The organism is Desulfosporosinus orientis DSM 765, assembly GCF_000235605.1.
Lineage (GTDB): Bacteria > Bacillota > Desulfitobacteriia > Desulfitobacteriales > Desulfitobacteriaceae > Desulfosporosinus > Desulfosporosinus orientis.
The window spans coordinates 3,170,731-3,196,241 of record NC_016584.1 but is presented as its reverse complement, the minus strand read 5'-3'; the positions used below and the strand labels follow the sequence as shown (position 1 = coordinate 3,196,241).

At 40.9% G+C, this 25,511-nt stretch carries 28 protein-coding genes; 7 read left to right on the top strand and 21 right to left on the bottom strand.

Going from position 1 to position 25,511, the window contains the following annotated elements; all coding sequences use genetic code 11:
• Positions 1-159: 159 nt before the first annotated feature.
• Both DESOR_RS14905 and DESOR_RS14900 read left to right on the top strand, forming a co-directional pair.
• The gene (locus tag DESOR_RS14905) at positions 160-564 is read left to right on the top strand and encodes a MarR family winged helix-turn-helix transcriptional regulator (protein WP_014185414.1); all 405 of its coding nucleotides are present in this window, start codon (positions 160-162) and stop codon (positions 562-564) included.
• Positions 565-834: 270 nt separating this feature from the next.
• Positions 835-1,269: a thioesterase family protein gene (locus tag DESOR_RS14900; protein WP_014185413.1), complete on the top strand. Its 435-nt coding sequence runs from the start codon at positions 835-837 to the stop codon at positions 1,267-1,269.
• Positions 1,270-1,288: 19 nt separating this feature from the next.
• On the opposite strand, the gene DESOR_RS14895 is transcribed toward DESOR_RS14900, so the two are convergent.
• The 3 genes from DESOR_RS14895 to DESOR_RS14885 all read right to left on the bottom strand — a co-directional run bounded on the left by DESOR_RS14895 (position 1,289) and on the right by DESOR_RS14885 (position 3,259).
• The gene (locus DESOR_RS14895) at positions 1,289-1,534 is read right to left on the bottom strand and encodes a DUF1653 domain-containing protein (RefSeq protein WP_014185412.1); all 246 of its coding nucleotides are present in this window, start codon (positions 1,532-1,534) and stop codon (positions 1,289-1,291) included.
• Between the two features lie 604 nt (positions 1,535-2,138).
• Positions 2,139-2,312: a hypothetical protein gene (locus tag DESOR_RS29410; protein WP_158309041.1), complete on the bottom strand. Its 174-nt coding sequence runs from the start codon at positions 2,310-2,312 to the stop codon at positions 2,139-2,141.
• 128 nt (positions 2,313-2,440) lie between these two features.
• Positions 2,441-3,259 (bottom strand): DUF2889 domain-containing protein, encoded by an 819-nt coding sequence (locus DESOR_RS14885; RefSeq protein WP_014185411.1) that lies wholly within the window; start codon positions 3,257-3,259, stop codon positions 2,441-2,443.
• Positions 3,260-3,462: 203 nt separating this feature from the next.
• Between DESOR_RS14885 and DESOR_RS14880 the strand changes: the two genes are divergently transcribed.
• Positions 3,463-4,827, top strand: coding sequence for an MATE family efflux transporter (locus DESOR_RS14880; RefSeq protein ID WP_014185410.1), 1,365 nt, complete (start codon positions 3,463-3,465; stop codon positions 4,825-4,827).
• A 191-nt stretch (positions 4,828-5,018) separates the two neighbouring features.
• Here DESOR_RS14880 and DESOR_RS31030 read toward each other — a convergent pair whose 3' ends face one another.
• From DESOR_RS31030 to DESOR_RS14850, 6 genes are all read right to left on the bottom strand, one after another.
• The gene (locus DESOR_RS31030) at positions 5,019-5,102 is read right to left on the bottom strand and encodes a putative holin-like toxin (protein ID WP_366557028.1); all 84 of its coding nucleotides are present in this window, start codon (positions 5,100-5,102) and stop codon (positions 5,019-5,021) included.
• A gap of 158 nt (positions 5,103-5,260) precedes the next feature.
• On the bottom strand, positions 5,261-5,584 hold the full coding sequence (locus DESOR_RS29405; protein ID WP_042331260.1) for a helix-turn-helix domain-containing protein: 324 nt from the start codon (positions 5,582-5,584) through the stop codon (positions 5,261-5,263).
• Between the two features lie 410 nt (positions 5,585-5,994).
• Positions 5,995-7,236 (bottom strand): serine/threonine transporter SstT, encoded by a 1,242-nt coding sequence (gene sstT / locus DESOR_RS14865; protein WP_014185407.1) that lies wholly within the window; start codon positions 7,234-7,236, stop codon positions 5,995-5,997.
• A 60-nt stretch (positions 7,237-7,296) separates the two neighbouring features.
• Positions 7,297-8,478 carry a glycine C-acetyltransferase gene (locus DESOR_RS14860; RefSeq protein ID WP_014185406.1) on the bottom strand — a complete coding sequence of 394 codons (1,182 nt, stop codon included), beginning with the start codon at positions 8,476-8,478 and terminating at the stop codon, positions 7,297-7,299.
• 16 nt (positions 8,479-8,494) lie between these two features.
• A complete protein-coding gene (tdh, locus tag DESOR_RS14855) occupies positions 8,495-9,541 on the bottom strand; it encodes an L-threonine 3-dehydrogenase (RefSeq protein ID WP_242832325.1) in 1,047 nt (348 codons plus the stop codon).
• A 415-nt stretch (positions 9,542-9,956) separates the two neighbouring features.
• The gene (locus tag DESOR_RS14850; protein WP_014185404.1) at positions 9,957-10,379 is read right to left on the bottom strand and encodes a DUF3795 domain-containing protein; all 423 of its coding nucleotides are present in this window, start codon (positions 10,377-10,379) and stop codon (positions 9,957-9,959) included.
• A gap of 201 nt (positions 10,380-10,580) precedes the next feature.
• On the opposite strand from DESOR_RS14850, the gene DESOR_RS14845 reads away from it, so the two are divergent.
• Positions 10,581-10,883, top strand: a complete 303-nt coding sequence (locus tag DESOR_RS14845; protein WP_014185403.1) for a thioredoxin family protein — start codon at positions 10,581-10,583, stop codon at positions 10,881-10,883.
• Positions 10,884-10,984: 101 nt separating this feature from the next.
• Here DESOR_RS14845 and DESOR_RS14840 read toward each other — a convergent pair whose 3' ends face one another.
• From DESOR_RS14840 to DESOR_RS14825, 4 genes are all read right to left on the bottom strand, one after another.
• Positions 10,985-11,209, bottom strand: coding sequence for a MoaD/ThiS family protein (locus DESOR_RS14840; RefSeq protein ID WP_014185402.1), 225 nt, complete (start codon positions 11,207-11,209; stop codon positions 10,985-10,987).
• A gap of 65 nt (positions 11,210-11,274) precedes the next feature.
• A complete protein-coding gene (locus tag DESOR_RS14835) occupies positions 11,275-11,517 on the bottom strand; it encodes a MoaD/ThiS family protein (RefSeq protein WP_014185401.1) in 243 nt (80 codons plus the stop codon).
• Positions 11,518-11,524: 7 nt separating this feature from the next.
• The gene (locus tag DESOR_RS14830; protein WP_014185400.1) at positions 11,525-13,249 is read right to left on the bottom strand and encodes an aldehyde ferredoxin oxidoreductase family protein; all 1,725 of its coding nucleotides are present in this window, start codon (positions 13,247-13,249) and stop codon (positions 11,525-11,527) included.
• A gap of 261 nt (positions 13,250-13,510) precedes the next feature.
• A complete protein-coding gene (locus DESOR_RS14825) occupies positions 13,511-13,903 on the bottom strand; it encodes a winged helix-turn-helix transcriptional regulator (RefSeq protein ID WP_014185399.1) in 393 nt (130 codons plus the stop codon).
• A gap of 168 nt (positions 13,904-14,071) precedes the next feature.
• Between DESOR_RS14825 and DESOR_RS14820 the strand changes: the two genes are divergently transcribed.
• The gene (locus DESOR_RS14820) at positions 14,072-14,458 is read left to right on the top strand and encodes a pyridoxamine 5'-phosphate oxidase family protein (RefSeq protein ID WP_014185398.1); all 387 of its coding nucleotides are present in this window, start codon (positions 14,072-14,074) and stop codon (positions 14,456-14,458) included.
• A 90-nt stretch (positions 14,459-14,548) separates the two neighbouring features.
• Here the strand turns inward: DESOR_RS14820 and DESOR_RS14815 are convergent, their stop codons facing one another.
• From DESOR_RS14815 to DESOR_RS14785, 7 genes are all read right to left on the bottom strand, one after another.
• The gene (locus DESOR_RS14815; RefSeq protein ID WP_014185397.1) at positions 14,549-15,994 is read right to left on the bottom strand and encodes a sigma-54 interaction domain-containing protein; all 1,446 of its coding nucleotides are present in this window, start codon (positions 15,992-15,994) and stop codon (positions 14,549-14,551) included.
• A 332-nt stretch (positions 15,995-16,326) separates the two neighbouring features.
• Positions 16,327-16,959, bottom strand: a complete 633-nt coding sequence (locus DESOR_RS14810; RefSeq protein ID WP_014185396.1) for an acetate uptake transporter family protein — start codon at positions 16,957-16,959, stop codon at positions 16,327-16,329.
• A 36-nt stretch (positions 16,960-16,995) separates the two neighbouring features.
• Positions 16,996-18,828, bottom strand: a complete 1,833-nt coding sequence (locus tag DESOR_RS14805) for an acyl-CoA dehydrogenase (protein WP_014185395.1) — start codon at positions 18,826-18,828, stop codon at positions 16,996-16,998.
• Positions 18,829-18,873: 45 nt separating this feature from the next.
• Positions 18,874-20,160 carry a CaiB/BaiF CoA transferase family protein gene (locus tag DESOR_RS14800; RefSeq protein ID WP_014185394.1) on the bottom strand — a complete coding sequence of 429 codons (1,287 nt, stop codon included), beginning with the start codon at positions 20,158-20,160 and terminating at the stop codon, positions 18,874-18,876.
• A 29-nt stretch (positions 20,161-20,189) separates the two neighbouring features.
• The gene (locus DESOR_RS14795) at positions 20,190-21,419 is read right to left on the bottom strand and encodes a thiolase family protein (protein WP_014185393.1); all 1,230 of its coding nucleotides are present in this window, start codon (positions 21,417-21,419) and stop codon (positions 20,190-20,192) included.
• A gap of 32 nt (positions 21,420-21,451) precedes the next feature.
• Positions 21,452-22,231: an enoyl-CoA hydratase/isomerase family protein gene (locus tag DESOR_RS14790; protein WP_014185392.1), complete on the bottom strand. Its 780-nt coding sequence runs from the start codon at positions 22,229-22,231 to the stop codon at positions 21,452-21,454.
• Between the two features lie 16 nt (positions 22,232-22,247).
• A complete protein-coding gene (locus DESOR_RS14785) occupies positions 22,248-23,096 on the bottom strand; it encodes a 3-hydroxyacyl-CoA dehydrogenase family protein (RefSeq protein ID WP_014185391.1) in 849 nt (282 codons plus the stop codon).
• 545 nt (positions 23,097-23,641) lie between these two features.
• Here DESOR_RS14785 and tlp point away from each other — a divergent pair.
• Both tlp and DESOR_RS14775 read left to right on the top strand, forming a co-directional pair.
• Positions 23,642-23,857, top strand: a complete 216-nt coding sequence (tlp, locus tag DESOR_RS14780) for a small acid-soluble spore protein Tlp (protein ID WP_014185390.1) — start codon at positions 23,642-23,644, stop codon at positions 23,855-23,857.
• 461 nt (positions 23,858-24,318) lie between these two features.
• Positions 24,319-24,792: a hypothetical protein gene (locus tag DESOR_RS14775; protein ID WP_014185389.1), complete on the top strand. Its 474-nt coding sequence runs from the start codon at positions 24,319-24,321 to the stop codon at positions 24,790-24,792.
• Positions 24,793-24,887: 95 nt separating this feature from the next.
• Here DESOR_RS14775 and DESOR_RS14770 read toward each other — a convergent pair whose 3' ends face one another.
• Entirely contained in the window at positions 24,888-25,511 is a 624-nt protein-coding gene (locus tag DESOR_RS14770; protein WP_014185388.1) for a DUF47 domain-containing protein, read from the bottom strand.

The following is a 25,511-nucleotide window of genomic DNA, read 5'->3' as shown; positions in this document are numbered from 1 at the left end:
CGCTAATTGTAGACTTTTGCTCGTAAATGGAACACTATTTAATATTTCCCCTAATAGCGTCATGCTTCAGCTCTGAAAAGTGTAAACTTAAATTGACAAGTTTGATAAATTTGAAATATAGTGTGGTTAAATAATAAAAAAGATTGAGGTGCTAAAATTATGGAAATGACCGAGTGTATTAATTTCTTACTGACTCAAGCCCAACAAAAAGTTTTTAAATATTTAAAGTCAGAACTTGAACCCATTAACGTAACCCCTGTGCAATATGGAGTATTACAATGTCTTTGGAATGAGGGCAGTCAAACTCCTAAGCAAATTGCGACTGTTTTGGGTTTAGATAGTTCAACTATCACTGGAATCCTGGATCGATTGGAAAACAAAGAATTGATTACGCGGAATACTTATATTGGAGATCGGCGAACCATTAATGTTGAATTGACTGAAAAAGGATCTGAATTGCGTGAGCCAATCAGTAAAATTGTTGAAGATGTAAACGTAGAAGTATTAAAACCTTTTAGCTCAGAAGAAATAAATCAATTAAAGAGTGTTTTAAAGCGAATTTAAACTAATAATCTGGTATAAAGTAAGGCAAGGCAGGCCTATTTTTTTCAGCAGATTATTTTGTTGACAAAATATTTGTTAGCAAGTAGTATAAAATAAAATCAAAATATTTTGACACATAACGGAACTGTCCACTGTGCTTCATGAGCTAGGGAGGGATTCCAGTGTCAAATTTGTCAGCATCAAAGGTGGACAAAAAATTTCCCAGGCCTTACAGCCTGGGAAATAAACAGAAATTATAGAATATTCAACATCGTCAAGGTGGTGTTTCAAGTGAAAAGTACTTTACAATCTGGTCTGGATTATGAGTTTAAGTTTACTGTACCAGACAACAAAACGGTTCCTTATCTTTACCCTGAAGCGGAAGAATTCCAAGCAATGCCTAAAGTGTTTGGAACTGGATTTATGGTGGGCTTATTTGAATGGGCATGTATTAAAGCTATCAATCCTCATTTGGATTGGCCTAATGAACAAACTGTTGGAACCGATGTTAAATTAAGCCACATTGCCGCTACACCGCCAGGTTTTACTGTTACAGTTAAATTACGGCTAGAAAAGATCGATGGTAAAAGATTATTGTTTCATGTAGAAGCCCATGATGGGGTAGACCTAATTTCTGAAGGTACTCATGAGAGATTCATCATAGATGCGGCTAAGTTTAATGAAAAGGTAACCAGGAAATCAGAGATTGAAAGGATAACTGAGTAAGAAGCTCTCAAGAATTCCATCAGCGCTCCGGCTCCTGCATCAACTCAAAACGATATTTTTGTATAACCTCTGGGTATTTTACATGGTCTACTTCGCTCAAAAACATGTCATATGGACGTATATATACCCTGAAATCGCCATACAGCGCCTGGTAAACGATATATTTTTCATTACTTTCGCTGTGGGTGGCAACCGCCAGCAATTGGTATATTTTATTCTTAAAATGGCAGTACTTACCGCCGATCACTGGTTTTCGTGGTTCCATAAGTACCTCCTGCGCTATGTTTCGGATTGAGATTTGGTAGCTTCAAAATTTTGTGAAGTTCATTATGGTATTTACAATGAATATTTCTTTTGTTCTAATCCTTAAATATTAAAGCTTATAAAGACCATTAGAATAATTACAACGACAATACCTATAATGATATTCCATGCTAAATCTCCAATGGCTGTTTTAGACTTTCTGCACTGTTAGTATGGACAAATAATTAACTAAAAAAATTAAAATCAATAATACTATAGCATAAGGCCATATATCACTCCACTTAAACAAATATTTTGTATTTATTTTATCCATCAACTTAATTTGCATGAATGCATTAAATCCCATTATCCCAGAAATGAGGTAATAACATATTGCGTTCATTCTTCTCTTTTTTCTTATGAAGTCTTTACCTTTTTCACAATATACACTGTATAATTTAGGATTCATAAAATCTAAGAACTTATCGTAGTATTCTCCTTTAATACTGACGTTATAATGAAAAAAACCGCCACCATAATAATACCGTTAAAAATCCCGTGGAAGATTGTTCCCCATCTGTTTATTGCCTTATGCTTGCACCATTTCATACAGTTTCTGCATTTTATCACTTCTCTTCATCGATCAAATACGCTGCTTGCCCGCGTTCTCCCCTGATTGCTCCGGCTTTGCAGGCTTTTTTGCATCGGTCACAGCTCCGGCATTGTTCAGCGCTGATCTCATACCGATAGGGAGCTGTGACTGGATTTGTTGTTGGCTTCTCTTCCCCATTTTTGATCAAAAAGCTTATCTCCAATTGCCCGCGCAGGCCAATTGGAGATAAGCTTTAGTTCGTGATGGAGTCACAAAGCTGCATGAATCACTTGTTAGAAAACCTAACTCTGGAGTGTCCGTTTTATTGAGAAAAGGTCATACTGACCATAAAGCTAATAGTTGAGCACAATCACTTACTAAATCAATCACATGGACGCATCCTTGCCCTTTGCCTAAGACGCCGGCCAGTTCTTTTTTGGAGATCTCCCGTAAATTTATGGAGTGCAGGTTCTCCAGCAAAGGGGCTGCCTCACGGCAAACAATGTCGGGAGCCCGCAAAAGAACCCCATCTGCTTCTTGAACCACAGACCCATCTAGTTTTAAACGTACATTAACCTCGTGGAATGAATCACTTAGATTTCCGGTTAGCAGATATTGCCCCGCACCTAACTCGAAAAGGCTCTGGGTCTTGAAGCGTACGAACAAATTGCCGGTTCGTTTACTTTCCCCTACATGGTCATACCAACTATTAGTCACTCGGTCCAAGTTACTGTAATACCTGCAGGAACCTAAATAAAAATTAAACCACTTTTCATTATATTCTTCTTCTGAACCATAGCCCCGCTCGCTTAGGAGAAAGGTCTCGGCCTGAATGATACCCTTGACGGTTTCGGAAAAAAGAGCAACCGCAAGTGGGTCTTCGAGAAAGGCTGCCACATTTTTAAGCGCCGGACCGGAACCGAAGTATGCTTCAGCTCCATGCAAGGGTGTTACCTGACAAATACGATTTAGGAGTGGCCCTGATGATCTCTGTTCTTCCCACGTGGCCTCTTTAATGATAAAGGAATTTACGTCAACCAATAGATGCGCTACGGTTTCCCGATAAGTATCAACATAACTTGTTTTTGCCTCAAGCAACCTGGTATCGCTGCGACGCACTTCCGTGTACCAATTGCGTTGAAAAAGGTTTTTCATGCTATCCCTCCCCATTTATGCTTATTTAATTAGTTTATTCTGTATTAATAAAGTTAAATCCTTTTCAATTACTAGTTCGGGCAGCGGAGCTTATTGCAAACATTCATTACAATTGATTCCAAGTCACTTTTCAGATACAATGATTTAGTTAAAGAAGTCAAATCAGCCATAAATTATATTAGAAAGTTTAGAGGAGCTACGTAGTGAATAAGAATTTAGAAATGCGCGACGAAAAGATCAGTAAACTTCTTTGGAAGTTTTCCCTGCCGGCAATTATCGCAATGCTGGTTAATGCCCTTTATAACATTGTTGACCGGATATTTGTCGGTCGCAGTGTGGGATTTGTAGGGATTGCCGCCACAACAGTGGCATTTCCGATTATGATCATCATGATGGCAACGTCCATGTTGATTGCTATCGGAGCAACGGCCCTCATTTCTATCCGCCTTGGCGAACAGAAGAAAGAAGACGCCGAAAAGATAGCCGGCAATGCCACTGTCTTGCTCATTTTACTGCCACTCCTGCTGGCAGCACTTTATCTGGCTTTTACCGACCCCGTCTTGATGCTGTTCGGAGCGGATCAAACAGTTTTGCCCTATGCCCGTGATTTTACTCATATCATTATGTTGGGTTCAGTTTCCGGTTCCATTGCCTTTGGTATGAACAACTTTATTCGGGCCGAAGGAAACCCCCGCTATGCTATGCTGACTCAGATCATTGGTGCAGTTATCAACACGATTTTAAACTACATTTTTATCTTTAAACTCGGTTTAGGTATTAAAGGGTCTGCTTTAGCTTCGATTAGCGGTCAAACTATATCCGCAATGTTCGTTCTTGGCTATTATCTATCAGGCCGCAGTATCATTAAAATCCATTTAAAAAATCTTAAGCTGCAAATGCCTGTTGTCCTGAGAATTCTTTCCATTGGATTTGCTCCCTTTGCCATGCAGATTGCCAACAGCGTTCAACAAACGATTTTGAACAAAACTCTGATGGTCTATGGTGGAGACCTGGCCCTTTCTGCAGTTGGGATTATCATGAGTATTGCTACATTAATATTCATGCCCATTGTTGGTATCAGCCAGGGAGCTCAGCCTTTAATCGGCTTTAACTACGGAGCTAAACAATATGAGCGGGTTAAAGAAACTTTAATGAAATCCGTGTTTGTCAGTACTATTATGGCCGTGATCGGTTTTATCGTTATTCGCATCTGGCCTAATCAGATTGTGGGGCTTTTCAGCAAGGGGGATCTGTCCCTTACCGAGCTGACTGTCCATGCGATGCTGACCTTCTTCACCCTTCTACCTCTCATCGGCATTCAAATTCTCTGTTCCAGTTACTTTCAAGCTGTGGGCAAACCTGTACAATCAACTCTGCTGAGTCTTTCCCGCCAGGTATTGTTGTTTATTCCGCTCCTGATCATCCTGCCTCGCTTTTGGGGAATCGAGGGAGTATGGAGAACAGCTCCCATAGCGGATGCTTTGTCTGTTCTGATTACGGTTACAGTTATTCTATTTGAGATGAGAACGTTGCCCAAGAGTACTTCTAAGCCGGTGATACAGTCCTGAAGCCATTTATTTCTTTAATGGTATTTTCCCGTTCGCTTTGAGAATCCTATCAATAGTGATATTTTGAGCCTCCTGTGGTATACTATAAAAAAGAGGAGTCATGTTAGTAGCATGACTCCAATGCAACAGCCGCTTAAAGAGCGGACGGCTTTAAAAGTGCGGAATAGACCGAACCTTTGGTGTGAGGCGGTCTATTTCCGTTTATGGAATGAAAGTATTAACACAACTAATGTTGCAAATGAAATCATCAGCATCAAAGTCTGGTATACTTCCACGGCATCACCTCCCTTTGGAGGAATGCCGGCCGCCCCGCAAGCCGATCTGTTACAGGTAAATTATAACATAAAAGCACTCAACTTTGAGTGCTTTTTAATATCCCCTGAAATGCCTAATCTTCTACTCCTTTAGGGGATGGATATTCAATTAAGAACTGCTATTTATCACAGTATTTAAAAACCGTTTTGGAAATATCGATTATCATTCTGATTTCTTGCCGGCTGTGATTGCGCAGCAAGTAAATCAATTCATCAAGTTCAGGTTTTTCTCTTGGTGAGTAATCACTAACTAAGTAGTCTAAACTGGCACCTAAAACTTTGGCAATTTGAATTAAAGTTACCAGGCTTAATTTTCGTTCTCCCCGCTCTATTTGACCAAGAAATGAGGTGGAAATATTCGCTTTTTCAGCTAGTACTTCCTGTGTTAATCCATTATTTAATCGTTCTTGTTTTATTCGTTCACCAATTATGCTGTAATCCACAACCACAACCCCTTTAATAGTAACTATAAAGGTTAGTTTATCCTTAATTAATACTCTATAAGCGTTATAAAATATTGCTATTAGCTGTATATATATCTCAGAAACTTGGAATCCAGAGACACAAATAAAACTATTTACTGAAATTGTAAAAGAACCACTAACCCTTGAGAACTGTTTAGTGCTGCAAAAACTACTCAAAGAAGCTAATAACCTGGACGCTGTAGTGGTATCCCATCCCCTTAGTTTCTTCTCTCATATATGGATGAATCTTTGACCATATATAAAATAGTTGGGTGTCATAAAGTCCATTATGCGATGAATCTTCCAAATAATAATTAAAAATGCCAGACCCCCTTTGAAAGGCGCCTTTCAAAGGGGGTCTGGCTATTACTAAGGTTTCAAATTCATTTTTATTTAGCTGTTGAATTAATAATGATTTCTTTTCCCTCTTTACGCATCTTAGCGAATTCAGCTGTTGCCGTGAAAAGTGCGTCAGTGGATGAGTTAAGAGCCGTTTCGCAAGAGTCTTGTAAAACACCTACGATAAAGCCTACACCAACTACCTGCATAGCAACCTCATTTGGGATCCCGAATAAGCTGCATGCCAGAGGAATCAGTAATAGGGATCCGCCGGCTACGCCTGAAGCACCGCAGGCGCTTACAGCCGACAATACGCTGAGGATTAATGCCGTAGCTATATCCACTTGAATGCCCAGGGTGTGAACCGCCGCAAGGGTCATAACACTGATGGTAACAGCCGCACCGGCCATATTGACGGTAGCGCCTAAGGGAATGGATACGGAATACGTATCCTTATCTAAACCAAGATTTTCACACAAGGTCATATTTACAGGGATGTTTGCAGCTGAGCTGCGTGTAAAGAAGGCTGTAATACCACTTTCCCTTAAACACCTCAATACAAGTGGGTAGGGGTTTTTACGGATATTCACGTACACAATGATAGGATTGACAACTAGAGCAATAAAAAACATACAACCAAGCAGAAGTACAAGTAATTGCCCATAACTCAATAATGCTTCAATTCCATTTGTAGCAATAGAATCAAACACGAGACCCATGATACCTAATGGGGCTAATTTTATGACCCATCGGACCATTTTAGTTACTGCATCTGAAATATTGGAAATCATGATTTTTGTAGATTCAGGAGCATTTTTTAGAGCAAAGCCAAGAAGTATTGCCCAAGACAATATACCGATATAATTGGCATTATAAAGTGCTTTTACAGGGTTATCTACAACATTCAACAGTAACGCTTTGAGAACTTCTGCGACACCTCCCGGAGGTGCCACATTATCAACGCCCGCCGCAAGTGTTAAGGAGATTGGGAATAGGAAGCTGGCAACAACCGCCACAAGTCCGGCTAAGAATGTTCCTAATAGATAAAGAACGATAATGGATTTCATATTGGTTTGATGACCACTCTTGTGTTGAGAGATTGCCGACATAACTAAGAAGAAGACCAAAATAGGTGCAATCGCTTTTAAAGCACCGACAAATAAAGAACCAAAAATTGCGATGGGTTTTGCGGTGTCTGGAATCGTTACAGCCAAGATAATACCAATAATCAATCCTATAATTATTTGTTTTACCAGGCTCAATTTATTCCAGGTGTTGATCAGACTTTTCATAATCTTTTTTCCTCCCTGTAAGTTCAAGTTAAGGAAGCTTTCCAAATTGACAATTCATGATTAGAGTGCCATCTCTTCTTTGACTTGCTTGAAGCAACTAACAGCGAAGTCCAAATCTTCTTTGCTATGGCCGGCGGAAACCTGGGTTCTGATTCTGGCCTTTCCCAGAGGCACGACGGGATAAGAAAAGGCTATGACATAAACACCTTTTTCCAGCATTCGTCTGGCAAATTCGGCGGCCTTTTTAGCATCATACAGCATAATAGGCACAATAGGATGAGTCCCTGGCAGTACATCTAAGCCAATCTTGGCAATTTGCTCTCTGAAATAATGGGCATTTTCATGCACTTTATCCCGATATACAGTAGAACTCTTTAACATGTCCAGTGTCTTAATGGCTGCAGCAGTAATGGAAGGTGCCAGAGTATTTGAAAAAAGATAAGGTCTGCTTCTTTGGCGAAGAAGCTGGATTATTTCCTTTTTACCACTGGTATATCCTCCGGACGCACCACCCAAGGCTTTGCCTAAGGTGCCGGTAATAATATCCACACGGCCCATCACTCCGCAGTACTCGTGTGAACCCCGTCCCTTCTCTCCCATGAATCCGACAGCATGACTATCATCAACCATAACCAGCGCATCAAATTCCTCAGCCAAATCACAAATACCGGCTAAATTAGCAATATACCCATCCATAGAGAAGACACCATCTGTAGCTATCAGTTTAATCCTGGCGTTGCCCGCCTCAATTAGCTTGGCCCTCAAATCTGCCATATCATTATTCTTGTATCTCAAACGCTTTGCTTTGCATAAACGAACTCCATCGATAATGCTGGCATGGTTTAGTTCATCGCTGATAACAGCATCCTCTTCTCCTAATAAGGTTTCAAATAAGCCGCCGTTGGCATCAAAACAAGAGGAATATAAAATGGTGTCCTCCATTCCCAAGAAATCGCTGACCGCTTTCTCTAACTCTTTATGTGCTTCTTGAGTTCCGCAGATAAAACGAACGGAAGAAAGACCAAAACCCCACTTATCTAATCCCTCTTTTGCCGCAGCAATTAAGTCCGGATTGTTTGATAAGCCTAAATAATTATTAGCACACATATTGAGGACTTGTTTTCTGTCTTGAGTATCTATTCTGCTGCTTTGCGGTGTGGTAATGATCCTTTCTTCCTTGTAGGTACCTGTTTCTTTGATATTTTCAATTTCTTGTATTAGATACTTAATAGCTGTTTTCATGATTTCCTCCAGCAACTTAGATTTTAGACCAATCCAAAACAACCTTACCCGACATTCCCGAGTTCATGGCTTCAAAACCTTTTTCATAATCTCGAACATCAAATCTATGGGTTATAACCCCGGAAATATCCAAACCGCTTTGCAGCATAGTCGTCATTTTATACCAGGTCTCAAACATTTCACGGCCATAAATTCCTTTAATAGTTAAACAGCCAAATACAACTTTATCCCAATCTATAATGGTGTTTGGTTGTTGAATACCCAGCAGTGCAATTTTGCCTCCATGATACATATTATTTACCATGTCCGAAAAAGCCTGAGGATTTCCGGACATCTCCAACCCAACATCAAACCCTTCCTTCATCCCTAATTGCTTTATAACTTCAGATAATTTTTGTTCTTTGGTATTGACCACCATAGTAGCACCCATTTTTTTGGCTAGTTGTAACCGATATTCATTAATATCTGTCACGACAACGTGCCGGGCACCAACATGCTTACAAATAGCTGCAGCCATAATACCGATGGGACCTGCGCCTGTGATCAAAACATCTTCCCCGATTAAATCAAAGGATAGGGCCGTATGCACTGCATTTCCCAGGGGGTCAAAACATGAAAGTATATCATCCTCAATATCCGGACTGCATCGCCAAACATTTGTGGCAGGTATTGCTAAATATTCCGCGAAAGCACCATTACGGTTAACTCCCACACCTTTTGTGTCTTTACACAAGTGTCTTTTGCCTGCAAGACAATTACGGCATGCTCCGCATACTAAATGACCTTCACCGGATACCCGCTCCCCAATCTTAAGACCTTTGACATTACTCCCGATTTCTGCAATCTCCCCTACAAATTCGTGTCCAATAGTTAAGGGGATAGGTATGGTCTTTTGGGACCAGGTATCCCAATTATATATGTGGACATCTGTACCGCAGATGGATGTTTTTTTTATTTTCACTAAAACATCGTTAGGTCCGATTTCCGGTATGGGGACCTTTTCCATCCATAATCCTTTTTCAGCTTTGCTCTTGACTAGGGCAAACATTTCTTTTTTATCCAATCTCTACACACCCTTTTCCTCATCTACAATTGGCAATGTCAAAAAACTATTACTAAACTTTGCTCATGCACCTCTCTTCCCGAAACCAAATGTCCACGCTGGAGAGACATTAAGTCCAAAAATTAAGATAATTCTTATTAAAAATACCACTTTCTCTATAAAATGTCCACCCCTGAGAGACACTAAAATATTCCCAATTTTCTATATAGCATCTAACGGTTTCTTCGGTCCTTTAACTAAAAACCTTGCAGCTATAAAGCTGCAAGGTTTTTAGCTGCATGAAAATCCCTGCCCGTCCTACTTTGAAACGCGCGTTTCAAAGTGGGACGGGCAGGGATTAACTTTTTTTTTGCACTCCTTCATTTTTTAACGAAGCGTTACTGAGAAGACATTGCGGTAAAACTGCGTGAACCTGCTAGTCACCCAATTTCAGTTTACCTTCATAATAAGTCTCTTTGACATTTCTGGCTTTTTCTTTAGCCCAATTCTCCAGCCCCATCCTCCTAATCAGACATAAATTGAACACTTTGGTATTATGCGGCTTCTGGGTTGCTTGATCAGCATAGGGATGCAAGTAGTCACAGGGAAAATCGTCGCAATCGCAGCAAAGACTAATTTCTTTTTCTTGGATACATTTATAGACGTAACAAGGCTTGTCTCGACCAATGGCGGCAATTACTCCAGCTTCGTTACGGCAGCCGTGGCAAACGGCTTTCTCTATTGGAATATTAAGCCTGGCGGCAACCATCTCCCTCAGTTTTTCATTGCTATTTGCTAGATAAACGGGGCAATTAAAACAGTCCAATCCACAGGGTGCAGTCATGTTTTGATAATCCATACCTACATACCTCCTTGATTTTCCAAATATAGTTCGCCATAAATAATCAATTACCTTTATTTCCCCTTTTAGGTCCGATAAAGAACAAACGTTTACATAATTGCAGTATTCAATTAAAAAATTTTTTTTTCAGCTTAGTCTAAATCTCAGCCTGTTTGCGAAGACTAAGTATCATAACTGAAATAAGGATGTGACAACAACATGAAGGAGATTTTATCCGGCAAATTACCTGCAGTACTTCAGAGTCCGACACCCTTTGCTCTCGAATTTGGCTCCGGTTCCTCCGACAGCAAACGGTTCCATAAAAACGTCGAACGTATTTCCGAACGGCTGCAGGACCAAGTGGAAGTCTATTATGTGGATGTAAATAAGGTTCCGGAGATAAGGGATAAATATAATGTAGAAGAACTGCCGGCCATCATCCTTTTTAAAGACGGCAAAGCACAGGATACGCTTATCGGTTATCATTCCGAAGAAGAAGTTCAGCACTTTTTGGTCCAATAGCAAGCAGGGACGGCTTAAATATTAAGCCGTCCCTGCTTTTTGCCTGGACAGCGATGTCCATCGTTGTCCAGTGTACGTTTGGTGGTCAGAAAACCTTAGTTTTACATGCCGCCGATCGGTGGAGAAAAAGCAACCGTATCCCCGTTCTGCAAAGGCTGCCCAAATTCCACCGAATGATTATTAACAAAACAAACCGCCACTTTTTCCAGGGGCAGCTGATGTTTGTTGATTAAGTCAATCACACGGCTGTTTTCCTCTAATTGAGTTTTTTGCTGCTCAAAACGTCCTTCACGCAGGTCGCCAAATAACCTTACATTTACTTCCATATAATTTCTCCCCTTTTCAGTCTTCCCCAGAGGGAATTCCTTGTGACATTGCTTCTCAATACCGGCTAAGGAATCATGGGTGGAAAAACGCTGATAACCGAATCGTGATGTAAAATATAGTCAAGTGATTGGGCATGCCCATTGACCATTAAGACTAAATTTGCGTCCGCTGCTAAATTCAAGGATTCAAGGACTTCAGTCAGTGAGGCTCTCTCGCCCATTTCCATTTGCAATCTGTTAAGGCCAAAAAACGGCAAATCAGGGTTACCGCAGACTAAGCCGCCAAATAATTTGATGTTCAGCAGCATTGCACACCTAAAACTGATAGACTTGATCAAGTTCAGCGCCGCTAAAATCCCATGTAACATTGTGCGGCGGAACAGGTTCGCTGAAGAATTCCGGCAGTCGGTCATCCTTATTCGTGAACCCTGCTGCTTCATTGAACGCTCTTTCGGTTTTGAGGACAGAGCGCCCTAAGTCGAACCAGTCATCGCTTGTCCAGTTTGTGCCGTATTGAGCGTTAATCATGTCGATGAGAGCATGTGACACCGGTTCATAGTCGAGTATGGCAAACGCAGTAAAGATGCACAGCCCTGCGCTGTCCAAGCAGGCTGTGGCAATTTGCAGGTTTCGGGACAGCTCCACTTGTCCTTCCTTTTTCAAGGGATCAATATGCCCGCCGACTTTTAAAATATTGGCCGTGACAGAATACCCGGCGGTATGGTCAGCACCCATGGTAGTCGTAGCATAGGTCACACCGATCCCCTTGACGGATCTGGGATCGTAGGCCGGCATGCTCTGGTGCTTTACCGTCGGAATACGGGTTAAGCCAAAGGCCTTGCCTGTAAAGTCGGCACCGTTGCCCAGTATTCGGCCCAAGGAAGTTCCTTGCTTAATCTCATCTTTCAATAAGCGGACAATCCCGTGGCCGTCTCCCCAAGGAAGAATTCCCCCTTCCATGGCAACCATCATAGTCCCGGCTGTTTCAATGGTATCTATTCCAATATCATCACAAATATTGTCCACGGAGGCGATAATGTCCAGGTCATCAACAGTACAGCCTGCTCCAAATCCCCAAATTGTCTCATACTCGAAGCCGGACGTGAGATACCTGTTATCTTTGTCGTTATAGGTTTGGGAACAGCGAATTACACAACCGACATGGCAGCCATGAGTCGGGTCCCCTTTCCTGCTCATGATTGTTTCATACATTGTCTCGCCGCATATTTTCTCCGCCCCAGCAAATTGCCCCGTTCTGAAGTTCTTCGTCGGTAAGCCGCCGGCTTCATTTAAGATATTGACAAGCACATCCGTTCCGTATTTGGGCAAGGCATTGCCGCTGACAGGGTGACTCAGCAATCCTTTGTTGAAAATCTGGGCGGCCTTTTTGAACTTTTCCTTGTCCTTGATTTCAATACCTGAACCGTCATTGTCATCAAGAGTAATAAATTTAATTCGTTTCGAACCCATCACCGCTCCCAGTCCCCCCCGCCCAGCACTGCGGATATGGCCTTTAGGATCCTTGACCGAAATATTGGCGGCGGACATTTTGTATTCTCCGGCTTGGCCAATAGTCATGACGCCGGTATTTTCCCCATACCTCGCTGTTAAAGTATGAATAACCTCATAATTGCCTTTACCTAAAAGCTCGCTTTCTTCCTTAATCTCCACACCGTCTTTATGAACATGAAGACAGTACCACTTGTCCCCTTCTGGGATCCCTTCGACAATTAAGGCTTTGACACCCAGCTTGGCCAATCTTTGCGCCGCGGTGCCTCCGGAATTGCTCTCCTTAATTCCGCCGGTTAAAGGACTCTTGGCCCCAACCGACAATCGTCCTGAATTGGCAGCCATTGTGCCCGTCAGTAACCCCGGAGCAAACACCAATTTGTTGTTGCTGCCTAAGGGATGACAGGTTGGCTCAACTTCTTTCGCTACAATTGCTGAAGTCAGTCCCCTGCCGCCGAGCACTCTCCACTCTTCAGGTACTTCTTCCATCTTAAATGAAAGATTGGTCATGTTGACTCGATAAATTTTCACTTTCTAACCTCCAGCCTAATTATTGTGTGAAACAAAATTATGAAAAATATTGTTTTATCTTAACCTGAATATTCCTTAAAGATTCATCGTGGATTGTTTTTGAATAAAAAACGGCGGGTAATGATTTTCTAAACATTGGAATCATTACCCGCCGCATGGTATCAATTTATTTCACTTTTATAATCCTTGTTAAATCCTATTCATACTATCTATACCCCTTTGGTTAATGTACCCTAATGTTCTTGCTAGGAAAAGACCAATTCAATCACTTGAATTTTCACATTTGTAATCGCATTTCTGACATTGTGAAAGGATATAATCGCTATTCTCCCTGTGGTATGCCCCCGACCATCTGCAGATGCTTTGCAGGATGGGTACAACGGATCTTCCCTTATCCGTCAGGCAATATTCCACTCTCGGCGGTATTTCATCAAATTGCCGTCTTTGAACGATTCCGTCAGCAATTAACTCTTTTAAAGTCGTTGCCAAAACAGCGTCCGTGATATTGGTCAGTTCCTTGCGCAGAGAGCTGTAGCGCAGAACCTCTTTCTCTGCCAGAACACAGATAATCCGTGATTTCCATTTTCCGCCGAAAATATCCAGGCCATATTCCAGTGGGCAGCGAATATCCTTTTCTAACTTGGGTTTATACATTCCGAACTCCCTCCTGTACCGTCATTATAAAAGGCATACTTTGAAAATACCAGTAACTATGAAATTTATGAGTAACTCATAAATTTACGGGTATCTTCAAATCACGCTGCAGCTTGTCTATACTTAAGTAAGGTAAAAAAAGAGCAAATCAAATAGGAGGTTCTTCAAATGAATGAAAATGTAGTGAAGCTTCTCAAGGAGCAGATGTGGTATTTAAGTACATATTCGGATGAGCCGAATGCCGTACCCGTAGCTTTCAAGGATGTTACCGATGACGGCAAACTAGTGGTAGGTGATGTTTTTTTGGAAACCACCCTTGCCAACATTAAAGAAAACGGTAAGATAGCCGTTTCTGCCTGCAATGGAGGGACCATGGAAGGATATCAGGTTAAAGGCAAGGCCGAGTACGTGACGGAAGGCCCTGTTGTTGAGACTTTCAAAAAGCTTGTCTCGGACATGTTCAAAGGTGCTATGAGTGCCAAGGGTGCCCTTATTATCACCCCGGAAAAGGTTATTGTCACTACACCGGGCCCGGATAATAAAAAAGTTATCTGATCCTCTGCAAAAAGCCGTTTAGTGGAACTAAAAAAACCTTGCAACTGCATAAGCTGCAAGGTTTTTTAGTTGCCTGAATTTCCACTATCATTACTTATATTTGGTCTTTCGATATAGCACTGTTCGATGTATTCCAAGCAAACGGGATGCCATACACACTCTGCCATTACATTCATCTAATATTTGGTTTATGTATTCGGCTTCAACTTCTTTCAAAACGCTTTTTAATGTTCCCATATATGCGCTAGCCTTTTTTTGCCGATTTTTAGAACCTAAATTGGTATTAATAGTCCCTGCAGTATCAAATTTGATTTTTAAATAATCATCTGTTGATGTAATAAATTCTCGTTCTATTGTATTACGCAACTCCCTTATATTACCGGGCCAGCTATAGTTCAACAATATCCGTGTCGTATGAGGGTGTATGATTTTGTGCAGGCCATATTTGATATTTAATTCCTCTAAAAACTTTTGTGCAAGTGCAACTATGTCTTCTTTTCGTTCCCTTAGAGGCGGTAAGGTTAAAGGGATTACATTCAGTCTATAAAACAAGTCACTTCTAAACTGTTCCTGGTCAACTTTATGTTTTAGATCTTTATTCGTAGCAACAATGAAGCGAACATCAATTTGTTCAATTTTTGTACTTCCTATTCTTTGTATCTCACCTGTTTCTAATACCCTTAACAATTTTGACTGCATTTCTAAAGGCAATTCTCCAATTTCATCTAAAAAAAGAGTCCCTTTATTAGCAATTTCAAACAGACCTATTTTTCCTTGCGGGTTTGCCCCGGTAAACGCCCCTCTGACATAGCCGAAAAATTCAGACTCAAATAGTTTTTGAGGAATTGCTGCACAATTAACAGGGATAAAGGGTCCTTGTGCGCGATGACTGTTATGATGAATATACCTCGCCAAAACGTCTTTACCTGTACCTGACTCCCCATATAGTGATACTGTACTATCTGTTTTAGCAACCATGTCCGCAAATTTAAATATTTTTTTCATTTGGGGGCTTTCAGATATAATAACACTATTATTATTATCCAGATTGTCAACTTTACCATAATATTCTGCTGCCGTTTTATATCGTTCAATTTCGGTTTTTTCTCTTTTCAGTTCTTCAATATATTTATCAACAATATCTTTATCTCGAATATTCGTTACAATCATAATAATTTGACCATCTTTATCTTTTACTGGTGAACTGGTAGCCATTATCTCACTACCATTAATAGTTCTTATTAATCCAGTTACTGTTGTACCAGTCTCTATAGCCCTTAAAGTTGGGGACCAATCATATATTCCCGCTTCAATGAATTCTCTAATATTTTTCCCAACCATTTCCGGAGGGTTAATCCCTAAAGCCCTAGTGGCCATAGAAAATGAATCGGAATTCATAAGACAATTTCCATATTTATCTGCCACAAAGATTGGGTCGTATGAACAATTCATAATTTGTTTCAAACATTCTGCACTAAGTTCTTTCCCTGACTGAGGCATAACAAGAACGTTTAGATAGCTTTTAGTTTTGTCCAAAATTGATTCACCGCCTTATATTTAGGAGTTATCATTCTAAGACAAAGTTTTTCGTAGAACTATTATATTATTATAATATTCAAAATAATATAGCGAATACAACAAAATAATATAATTGTTTTTTATACGATTTAATATTACGATAAATAGCGGTAAGATTTTAGGACACTATTCTTTTATTGTAATGTTTCTTAAAAATTAATTCTTGTAAGGCAAATATAATTATACCTTACAAGAATCATAAGTAATTGGTTATTATGGATAATTGTCCAAGGTGGTTAGTTATTGTTTAAGAATCAAACTATACCTAAAGGTTGTATCTTAAATTTAAATCAGAGTGCCGGGCCTTTTTTATCAATAGATACTGTTCGAATTATTGGGCCAGGGAAGGGAAATAACTGTCTGCCAAAAGTTAGATTATTCATCACTGCTGCGGTAGAATAGGCACCAAATAAACCGGATATTCCAGCCATATTTCCAGCTATAGGTCCGTATACTGTTGGGTCAAGTAATCCAAGATTTATCCCGGTTATTAAAGGTAAAGACAAGTTCATAACGCAGATTAACAGAAATACAGTAAGGGGCATGCTTTTCGCCAATGCTGGCCACTCTAACCACAATATTATGGTTATAGCCAACCAGGTATAGCCTGTAATGTGGGAATCGAATTTCCAACCGTTAATTGCAGCGAAGTACTCGAAAATCCACACCAATCCGGTAGCCAACATGAAGTAGCCACTGAACCACGTGAAGGTATTTCCTCCAACTACGCTTCCTTCTTTCAATTCAATAATACCGACAACTATTTGCACAAAGAATCCGCAAATTAACCAAATTCCTCCGATAGCAATTGCCGAGCCAGTTACTTTACCAGTGAACATGCCATAAAATATAAATACTGCTATAGTTAATGCAGTTAAACCTGCGGGCATAGGATTGGCCCAAGCTTGATTTTCATTTTGCATATAAACATCATTCCTTTCGTGTGCTCAAAATAGTTATTAACCAAAACATTCTTCGTCCAAATCAACTGCCGAAGTATCCCCAATCTGGATCACTTTTCGTATAAAAGCTATCTGTGGCACAACGTTTTTCACATAAAAACATCCACTGGCAACTTTTCCTGTATAGAATTTTGCATCAAAATGATTTCCGCCTAGAGTTTTTAATTTGCTATCGGCTAATAAAGCTTGATCAAGTATTAATCTGCCGCAATAAAGTATAGATGCAGCATACAATATGCGGGTTGCAAAGATTGGCATCGTCTGGGGCCTACCCTCCTGCCCATATTTTTGAATTTGTTGCATTATCGCCAAAAAATCATCCAAGGCTTCATTCATAATTTCAAATTCTTGCATAAAACCAACTGAACCCTTGTTATTTTCAATGAAGGTGCTGATATCAGTTATCCAATTCTTAAAGACTTGCCCCTTACTCATGGTAAATTTCCTTCCAACTAAATCTAATGCCTGGATATAGTTGGTACCTTCCCAAATCGATGAAATTTTAACATCTCTTGCAAGGGATTCAACCTCATATTCTTTTATAAAACCATAGCCGCCGTGAATCTGAATAGCATCGCTAATTAACGACCATGCCATATCAGTTGCAAAGGCCTTACACATAGGATTACTGATCTGGAACATGCCTTCAGCGAAATTACGTTCTTCTGGATCTTCACTGTCATGGGACAGATCCAAATAATAGCAGGACTTCAGGATCAAGGCCCGCAGGGCCTCTGTTGTGGCTTTTTGCACCATCAACATGCGGCGAATATCTTCATGCTCGATGATTCTTACTTTGGGGCCTTTAGGATCCGTAAATCGAGTTCCTTGAACCCGGAGCTTAGCATACTCACGCGCTTTCAGGTAGGCTTCTGTAGAAGAACCCAATCCTTGTAAAGAAACGTTCAGCCGTTCTTCGTTCATCATGGTAAACATTTGAGCAATTCCGCTGGCCTTCCCATCGGCATCGGGCGGATCACCAATTAAATAACCGAGACATTTATCATTTTCCCCGTAAGATAAACTGCAGGTCGGTTGACCATGCACTCCCATTTTCTCTTCTATGTTTGTGCAAATGACATCATTCAATCTACTGAGTCTGCCATCGTCTTCAACCCAGTATTTAGGAACAATAAACAAGGATAACCCAGCCACACCGTCTTTGGCTCCTTCTGCCCTGGCTAGAACCAAATGGATAATGTTCTCTACTAAGTCATTGTCACCTGTCGTAATAAACTGTTTGTTGCCTTTAATTAAATAAATCCCTGGTGTATCCGTAGGAAAGGCTTTCGTAATGTTCGCACCGACATCAGATCCCGCTCCGGCTTCCGTAAGATTCATGGTTCCGGACCATTTCCCGGAAATCATATTAGGCAGAAACTTCTGCTTAAGATAATCGCTGCCATGCTGCTGAATAACAGAGATAGCTCCTGTGGTTAACCCCCAAAAAGCAATAAATGACAGATTAACGGCCGACATCATTTCCATGTTCGCCTGAATTATTGTATAGGGAAGGCGTCCCTCCGCTTCGCGATCAGCATTGGACGCTCCCAAACCCGCCTCATTGATCGTTGCATAGGCTTTTTTAAATGAATCCGGAGTCACGACTTTACCATCGATAAAGCGAGCTCCTATCTGATCAGTATCTTTGGCAATAGGACCAATGACGTCGCGGGCAATTTTAAAAGTTGTCTCAAGAATTGGATCGATTTCATCTACCCCGTAATATTCCTGGTATGGCGGAAGTGCAAGTAACTTTTCTAAATCCAGCCATTCCTTAAGTACAAACTTAAGCTCTCTTAGATCATAGACAAAATTAGATATTGCCATTTTTAATAAACCTCCCTATCAATAAACCTCTGACTAGGAAAAACTCTATTTAACAACACCCTTTTCCTTAAAGGCTGCAATTTCTATTTCACTATAACCAAGCAACCTATTGAGAACCACATCGGTGTCCTGCCCTAGATCCGGAGCTCCACGCCATACATGGCCTGGCGTTTCGCTCATTTTAGGATGAAGCCCAAATGCTTCAACTTCTTTGCCAGTGGTTAGGTCGGTATACTTTACCCAGTTATTTCTCTGTTGCCAGTGCAGGTCATTATATACTTCTTCACACGTCTTTAACACAGCGGCCCCGATTCGATTAGAATTCAAGAGGTCTGAAGCTTCTTGCGCCGTATGGGTGACAAAGTATTCGGAAAACCGATCATGAAGTTTTTGACCGAGTTCAGAATTAACAGCCTCTATCCCCAGCGCAGCCTTACGGTAAGGAAACTCTTCAAGGGACAGCCCCAACGTTTCCATAATACGATTATAGGCAATTTCACCATAGGCACCGATGGTGATATATTTACCGTCTTTGCACTTCCATGTATTCCCGGGCTGGAAAAACGGAATTTTGGTGCCAAACCGCTGCTTCAGGAAGCCACGATTCGCCCAAGCGGTCCAGTTATCATCCATAATTCTCATCATCGACTCAGCCTGAGCAACCTCAACGATTTGGCCTTTGCCTGTCTCTTCAACCACCCGAAGGGCCATCAGAATCCCGCTGAAGGCCATTAGAGCGACGACATAATCACCGATATACTGGGTAGCATAGGTGGGAGCTCGATCAGGATAACCCTGGAGCAGGGAATAACCGGACTCTGCCTGCCCAATCGGATCATAAGAAGCTCTATTCATCTCTTTGTCAATTCCACCAAACGCTGGCCTGCCGAAACCGCTGATATGGGCAATAACCAGCTTAGGGTTAACTTTCCACAGCATTTCATCTGTAATGCCGAGCTTCTCGATCCAAACCATGTTCTCTATCCATACGTCTACTTGCTTAATAAGGGATAAAAAGATTTCTTTTGATTCAGGAATCTTCATATTGGTTTCCAAGGCAACATCCAACTTATTTCGGCTATTTTGAATCCAGGCACAGCTTATATTTTGGCCGTTGTCTCCCATCACTTGGGGTACTTGGAAGCGATATGGATCGGGCATTGTAGGTCTCTCAAGTGCAATAACCTCAGCCCCAAAATCACCGAACATTGTTGCACAAAAGGGCCCGGCAACTATAGTTCCGTTAAGTAATACTCTTATTCTACTAAGAGGTCCAAACTTTGGAGTAAAGACCGGAGCAGGTACTTTTTCTAACCTTTCCCACCTGTTCATATTGCCACTCTCCTCTTTATTAATTTCTCTTAAATATCTCTGGTCCATAGGGAAGCCATTGCTGCACCACCGCCTACGCACAATGAAGCCCCGCCTGTAGTTTTGTCTAGCCTTTCTAATTCATAGTAAAGAGCGATTATCAGGCGTAGCCCAGTTTGACCGACTGGATGGCCCAAACCGATTCCCGATCCATTGTTATTGATATTGCCGTCACGCTCCAAGGTACCAAAGTCCATATCTATTCCATGATCCTCTTTCATTTTTCTAAAGCAGCCTATTATCTGGGAAGCAAAAGCCTCGTTAATTTCCCAGTAATCCACATCACTATATTTCATGCCAGCTTCTTTAAGTGCTTTAGGAATAGCTACGGCCGGGCCCAGTCCCATAACTTCAGGTCTAACCCCTTCAGTTACAATGTTTATACATTTCATCAATGGTTTTAGGCCTAGTTCGTCAGCTTTCTTCTTGGTCATCAGTACCGCCGCGCAAGATGCATCATTCAAACTCGATGCGTTGCCCGCGGTTACTACTCCTCCTTTTTTGAATACCGAAGGTAACTTGGCCAATTTTTCCAAGTTGGTGTCACGCATAAAATTCTCATCGATATCAAATATCTTAATACCCTTGCGAGTTTTGATCTCTACAGGTACAATTTGGCTTTTGAAACGCCCTTCATCAGTCGCCCTGGCAACCCGACGATGACTAATCAAAGCTAGTTCATCGCATTCCTGCCTAGTGATGCCATACATCTCAGCAACATTTTCAGCAGTAAAACCCATGTGAGCTTGAACAACCGAATCAAACATTCCGTCTATCTGCAAGGAATCCAGACACTTGGTATCATTCAAGCGTGCTCCCCATCGCATATTAGGCAAAATGAAGGGAACACTACTCTGGCATTCGGTTCCTGAAACCACTGCAATTTGGGTCTGCCCCATCGCCAGCTTCATAACTGCTACATCTAGGGCCCTCATACTGGAAGCACAATTCTGGTTAACTGTGCTAGCGCTGGATCGAGGGTCCATTCCAATCTCTAGTGCACAAATACGAGGAGGCGATGAGCCTTGTCCAGCGGTATTTGCCATTCCTAAAACAATTTCATCCACCATCGTGGGTTCGATACCGGCCCTGTTAATAGCTTCCGTTGCTGTTAATTTAATTAATTCTATAGGTTTTACGTCTTTTAGTGTTCCGCCGTACTTGCCAATTCCTGTTCTGCATGCGCTTACCAGTACGACCTCGTTGCATTCGTTTCTCAATTATTATTCATCTCCTCTCGTTATCCACTTTCCTATTTATCTTTAAAAAGAGGTTTTCTTTTTTCATAAAATGCTTTCATACCTTCTTTTTGGTCCTCGCTGGAAAAGAGCATAGTAAACCTGGCTAATTCCATATTCTTTCCGGTTGTTAAGTCGGTTTTAACCCCGCAATTAACAGCTTCCTTTGCAAATCTTAAGGCTAAAGCCGGTCTTTCCATTAATTTGTTAGCTATTGCTTTTGCCTCTTCCATGACTTTGTCGTCATCTACCACCTTATTTACGAGACCTATTTCCTGAGCTTTAGCTGCATGTATAGGAGCAGCTAAGTAAATGAGTTCTTTAGCTAGTGCGGGTCCCACTAGTTGAGTTAATCTTTGTGTACCGCCGCATCCGGGTATTATCCCTAGGGACACCTCAGGCAAAGCAAATAGAGCTTTGGACCCAGCTATGCGCATGTCGCAACACAGGGCTAACTCACAACCGCCACCCATACAAGGTCCATTTATCGCTGCAATCACCGGAACTCTAAATTCCTCCAAACGATCAAACACATCATGAGTCTTAATTATTGATCGGTATGCCCCAATAGAATCTTTATCCATCATCTCGACGATGTCAGCACCCGCTGCAAAAGCTATATTGCCGCCGGTAAGAATAATCACCCTTAAATCAGTATCATTTTGCAGCACTGATATAAGTTCGCCCAACTCGCCAGTTAACTCATCACAAAGGGCGTTAAGAGCTTTGGGACGATTAAGTGTAATAATGCCCAATCCATCTTCTTGGGTATAAATTAGATTTTTGAATTCCATAGCATATTACTCCAATCTATTTGTTGTAGTCGTAAAACCCTTTACCGGTTTTCCTGCCTAAACGATTGGCTCTATACATCTGACGTGCTAAGCGCGCACAAGCATAATGACTGTCATTTAATTCTCTCTCTAAACCTGCAGTTGCACCGATATGAACATCAAGCCCGACTAGATCAGAAAGCTCAAACGGTCCCATAGGCCAATTAGCACCTAGTTTCATTGCTGTATCTATGTCTTCAAGTGAAGCTACACCAGCTTCCAACATTTTAATGGCTTCATTACAAAGAGGAACTAACAGCCGGTTTACGATAAAGCCAGGGGTATCATTGGCTACGACCCCAACCTTTTTCATTTTAGCGGCAACTACTTTTAAGGCATCTATTGTCTCTTCCGATGTTGCGAGACCCTTAATTATTTCTATTAATTTCATAACTGGAACCGGATTGAAGAAATGCATGCCCGCTACTTTGTCAGGTCTATTTGTAAAAGATCCTATTTCAGTAATCGACAGTGAAGAGGTATTACTCGCAAATATGGTTTTCTCTGTGCATACTTCATCCAGGCGAGAGAAGACTGATTTCTTTACCTCTTGATTCTCCGCCACCGCCTCAATTACTAAATCAAAATCTTTTAAATCGGCTAGATCGCTTGCCACTCGCACCAGGGCTACTCTTTTTTGCATTTCCTCCGGGTTGATTTTTTCTTTATCAACGGCTTTTTGCCAGTTCTTTTGAAGTTTACCAAGTGCCTTTTCAGATGCATTAGGATCTACATCAAAAATTAGTACTCCATATCCGGCTTCAGCTGCCACTTGGGCTATACCTGATCCCATTGCTCCTGCACCAATTACACCAATATTAATCATTTTTTAAATTCTCCTTTCTCTCCAAAGACTTTTTCATTATTGGTAAGCCCCTTTCCTTATATCAATAATTCGAATAATTTTGACTATTCATAAAGCAATTTTCATACCAACTAATTATATTTGATATTTTTTTCAAAACTGGGGCTATTGTTGATTTGTGATTTTTAGTGCTTTTTAAACATTTTTTAAAAGGCTTTATTTTACCTCGATGGTAGCAATAAAACAACTTAAAAAGGTTGTTTTATTGCTACCAATAGTATTTTTTTAACAACATGTTTAATTGGTAAATTCTATATTTGTACCATGAACTACTAACTGATCCGTACGACATGAGAATCAGAGATGATTTCGAAAACATTGTGGGCAGAGTAATATGCTCCGATTGCCATACCTGCATCTATTGAATTAAAAATTTAGGAATTAGCAATTCCTACTCGATGTGCAGTAGATATTTATAATGCAATCAGGTTGACTAATAATTCGCATATCATCATCCAGTTTTGGTCATCCTAAATAGGTAGAAATGATAGATAGGAGTGATTACTTTGCCCAAACCAGATGATCGGTCAGATAATGAGGAGCGCCTCCAGGATCATATCGACCACACTTTTGCGAATTTGCGTAAATCAGAGCATTACTTAGATGAGCATTCAGACGAGATTTCAGAGGATGAAAGGCAGGCTATTGAAGCTAAAAATGATCGGCGCAGAGAAAGTATTGATTATTTCATAGCAGAAAAAAAGGATGAAGCTCGAGGTTAAGACATCATATTATCTGCTTCCATGTAAATGCGGCCATTCAATGAATTTTCTGAATGGCTCATTATATTTAATAGGGGTTAATTATAATAAGAATTCTGGCTCTTTTCGCTTTTGACTTGGATCATATGCAATAAAGCCGTTTAGTTTTGTTCTGGAACTAAAAAAACCTTGCAACTGCATAAGCTGCAAGGTTTTCAGCTGCTTTAAACTAACTGCCCGTCCCACTTTGAAACTTGAGTTTCAAAGTGGGACGGGCAGGGATTAACTTCTTTCTTGGCACTCCTTCATTTCCCGTGTTTTATCACCAGGGCCTGTAAAAGTTTAGTGATTGCGTTTCTGCTGTACTCGTCAATTAACTTTCCGCTGGGATCAAACTTCGTGTGCGCACTCATTTGTAGGAATATTTACCATGTTATTTATCAATAATAAGAGAAAAAAGAATGCAGGAGCGATATTTGAAAATGCCAATATATTTTACTTACCTGCTTTATACCTCTATTTTGGCCTTGTTGGCGGTAATTCTTGTCTCCCGTAAGGATATTCACAAATATGCCTTTTTGGGAATATTTTACGGTGCGGTAATCGACATCTTTTGGATCGTCTTACTTAGTCTCATCGATGGCGGAGGTTATTTAAATTATGGGCCGCTGGGTTTTTTAAACATTCCTTTTATGCCCCCGATTGCCTGGACAATCTACTTCATTCTTTTTCTCAATTATTTGCCTGACAAAAAACCATGGAATTATAGTTATGCTGCAATTGCTGTGTTTTATAGCGTTATTTTTTCCAATGTCCTTACTAATTTAGGAATCTTTCATTGGACATTCAGCAACATCATTCTCCCGATCGCTATTTATCTCTCCTGGTTCTTATTCACTGTGTGGCACTATGAGAAATTTGGCAAGAAATTCATTGAGTATGGCATCAAACCGTAACAATAATTCCAATTAGTCACGCAGGGATTTAGCAAAAGTGTATTTCGGTAAACCCCCATGATTTTCCGCGATGAAGTCTGCGGCCTTTAAGCCCATCAAGCCAGCCTCATAATAATCCTGTGTAAAGTATCGGCTGTATAACCCAGGGAAACCTCGGCATCTTTGATATGGTGGTAAACCTCCCTGTATATCAAGGCAAGCATGGGATCTGGGTTCTTGAATAACAACGCCATCCCTGCTCTGTATTCCTCCTCTATGCTTTGCTGAACTTGGCGGATATTTCTGATCTGAAGCTGCGCTTGAAGAGGGTCTTCTTTTAGCAGACTGATTGCCTCAGCTAGGTTATCCGTTCCTGAGGTTAATTGCTGCAGCATATTTTGGATCACCGAATCCACCTTAACTTCAAAGGCTTCTATTTCCAGCAGTGTTGATTTGGCATATTCCACGATTTTATCCATATCGTTGGAAAGGGAATAAATATCCTGCCGGTCAAAGGGCGTCGCAAAAGCTTCAATCAGTTTGCTTTCCATATCAAAGCGCAGTTGGTCCGCAGTCTCCGCCTCCTGCAAGAGTTGACGGTAACTTTCTTCAGAATGATTGCGAATCCAAGCATCCAGGCTGGCCGTAACTTTAGCGGAAATCTCCGCCTGCATTCCGATCATTTGGTAAAAATCGTATTTAACAGGGAATAATTTTTCCCAAAAATTTTCCTTACCCAT

Coding starts and splice junctions, on each gene's coding strand:
- sstT (WP_014185407.1), bottom strand. CDS start 7,236: ATGAAAAGTCTGATCAACACCTGGAATAAATTGAGCCTGGTAAAACAA.
- DESOR_RS14850 (WP_014185404.1), bottom strand. CDS start 10,379: ATGGATTATCAAAACATGACTGCACCCTGTGGATTGGACTGTTTTAAT.
- DESOR_RS14835 (WP_014185401.1), bottom strand. CDS start 11,517: ATGCTGCTGAACATCAAATTATTTGGCGGCTTAGTCTGCGGTAACCCT.
- DESOR_RS14825 (WP_014185399.1), bottom strand. CDS start 13,903: ATGTATAAACCCAAGTTAGAAAAGGATATTCGCTGCCCACTGGAATAT.
- DESOR_RS14785 (WP_014185391.1), bottom strand. CDS start 23,096: ATGATTAATATTGGTGTAATTGGTGCAGGAGCAATGGGATCAGGTATA.
- DESOR_RS14885 (WP_014185411.1), bottom strand. CDS start 3,259: ATGAAAAACCTTTTTCAACGCAATTGGTACACGGAAGTGCGTCGCAGC.
- DESOR_RS14895 (WP_014185412.1), bottom strand. CDS start 1,534: ATGGAACCACGAAAACCAGTGATCGGCGGTAAGTACTGCCATTTTAAG.
- DESOR_RS14820 (WP_014185398.1), top strand. CDS start 14,072: ATGAATGAAAATGTAGTGAAGCTTCTCAAGGAGCAGATGTGGTATTTA.
- DESOR_RS14845 (WP_014185403.1), top strand. CDS start 10,581: ATGAAGGAGATTTTATCCGGCAAATTACCTGCAGTACTTCAGAGTCCG.
- DESOR_RS14840 (WP_014185402.1), bottom strand. CDS start 11,209: ATGGAAGTAAATGTAAGGTTATTTGGCGACCTGCGTGAAGGACGTTTT.
- DESOR_RS14905 (WP_014185414.1), top strand. CDS start 160: ATGGAAATGACCGAGTGTATTAATTTCTTACTGACTCAAGCCCAACAA.
- DESOR_RS14805 (WP_014185395.1), bottom strand. CDS start 18,828: ATGGCAATATCTAATTTTGTCTATGATCTAAGAGAGCTTAAGTTTGTA.
- DESOR_RS14770 (WP_014185388.1), bottom strand. CDS start 25,511: ATGGGTAAGGAAAATTTTTGGGAAAAATTATTCCCTGTTAAATACGAT.
- DESOR_RS14775 (WP_014185389.1), top strand. CDS start 24,319: ATGCCAATATATTTTACTTACCTGCTTTATACCTCTATTTTGGCCTTG.
- DESOR_RS14790 (WP_014185392.1), bottom strand. CDS start 22,231: ATGGAATTCAAAAATCTAATTTATACCCAAGAAGATGGATTGGGCATT.
- DESOR_RS14860 (WP_014185406.1), bottom strand. CDS start 8,478: ATGAAAACAGCTATTAAGTATCTAATACAAGAAATTGAAAATATCAAA.
- DESOR_RS14810 (WP_014185396.1), bottom strand. CDS start 16,959: ATGCAAAATGAAAATCAAGCTTGGGCCAATCCTATGCCCGCAGGTTTA.
- DESOR_RS14800 (WP_014185394.1), bottom strand. CDS start 20,160: ATGAACAGGTGGGAAAGGTTAGAAAAAGTACCTGCTCCGGTCTTTACT.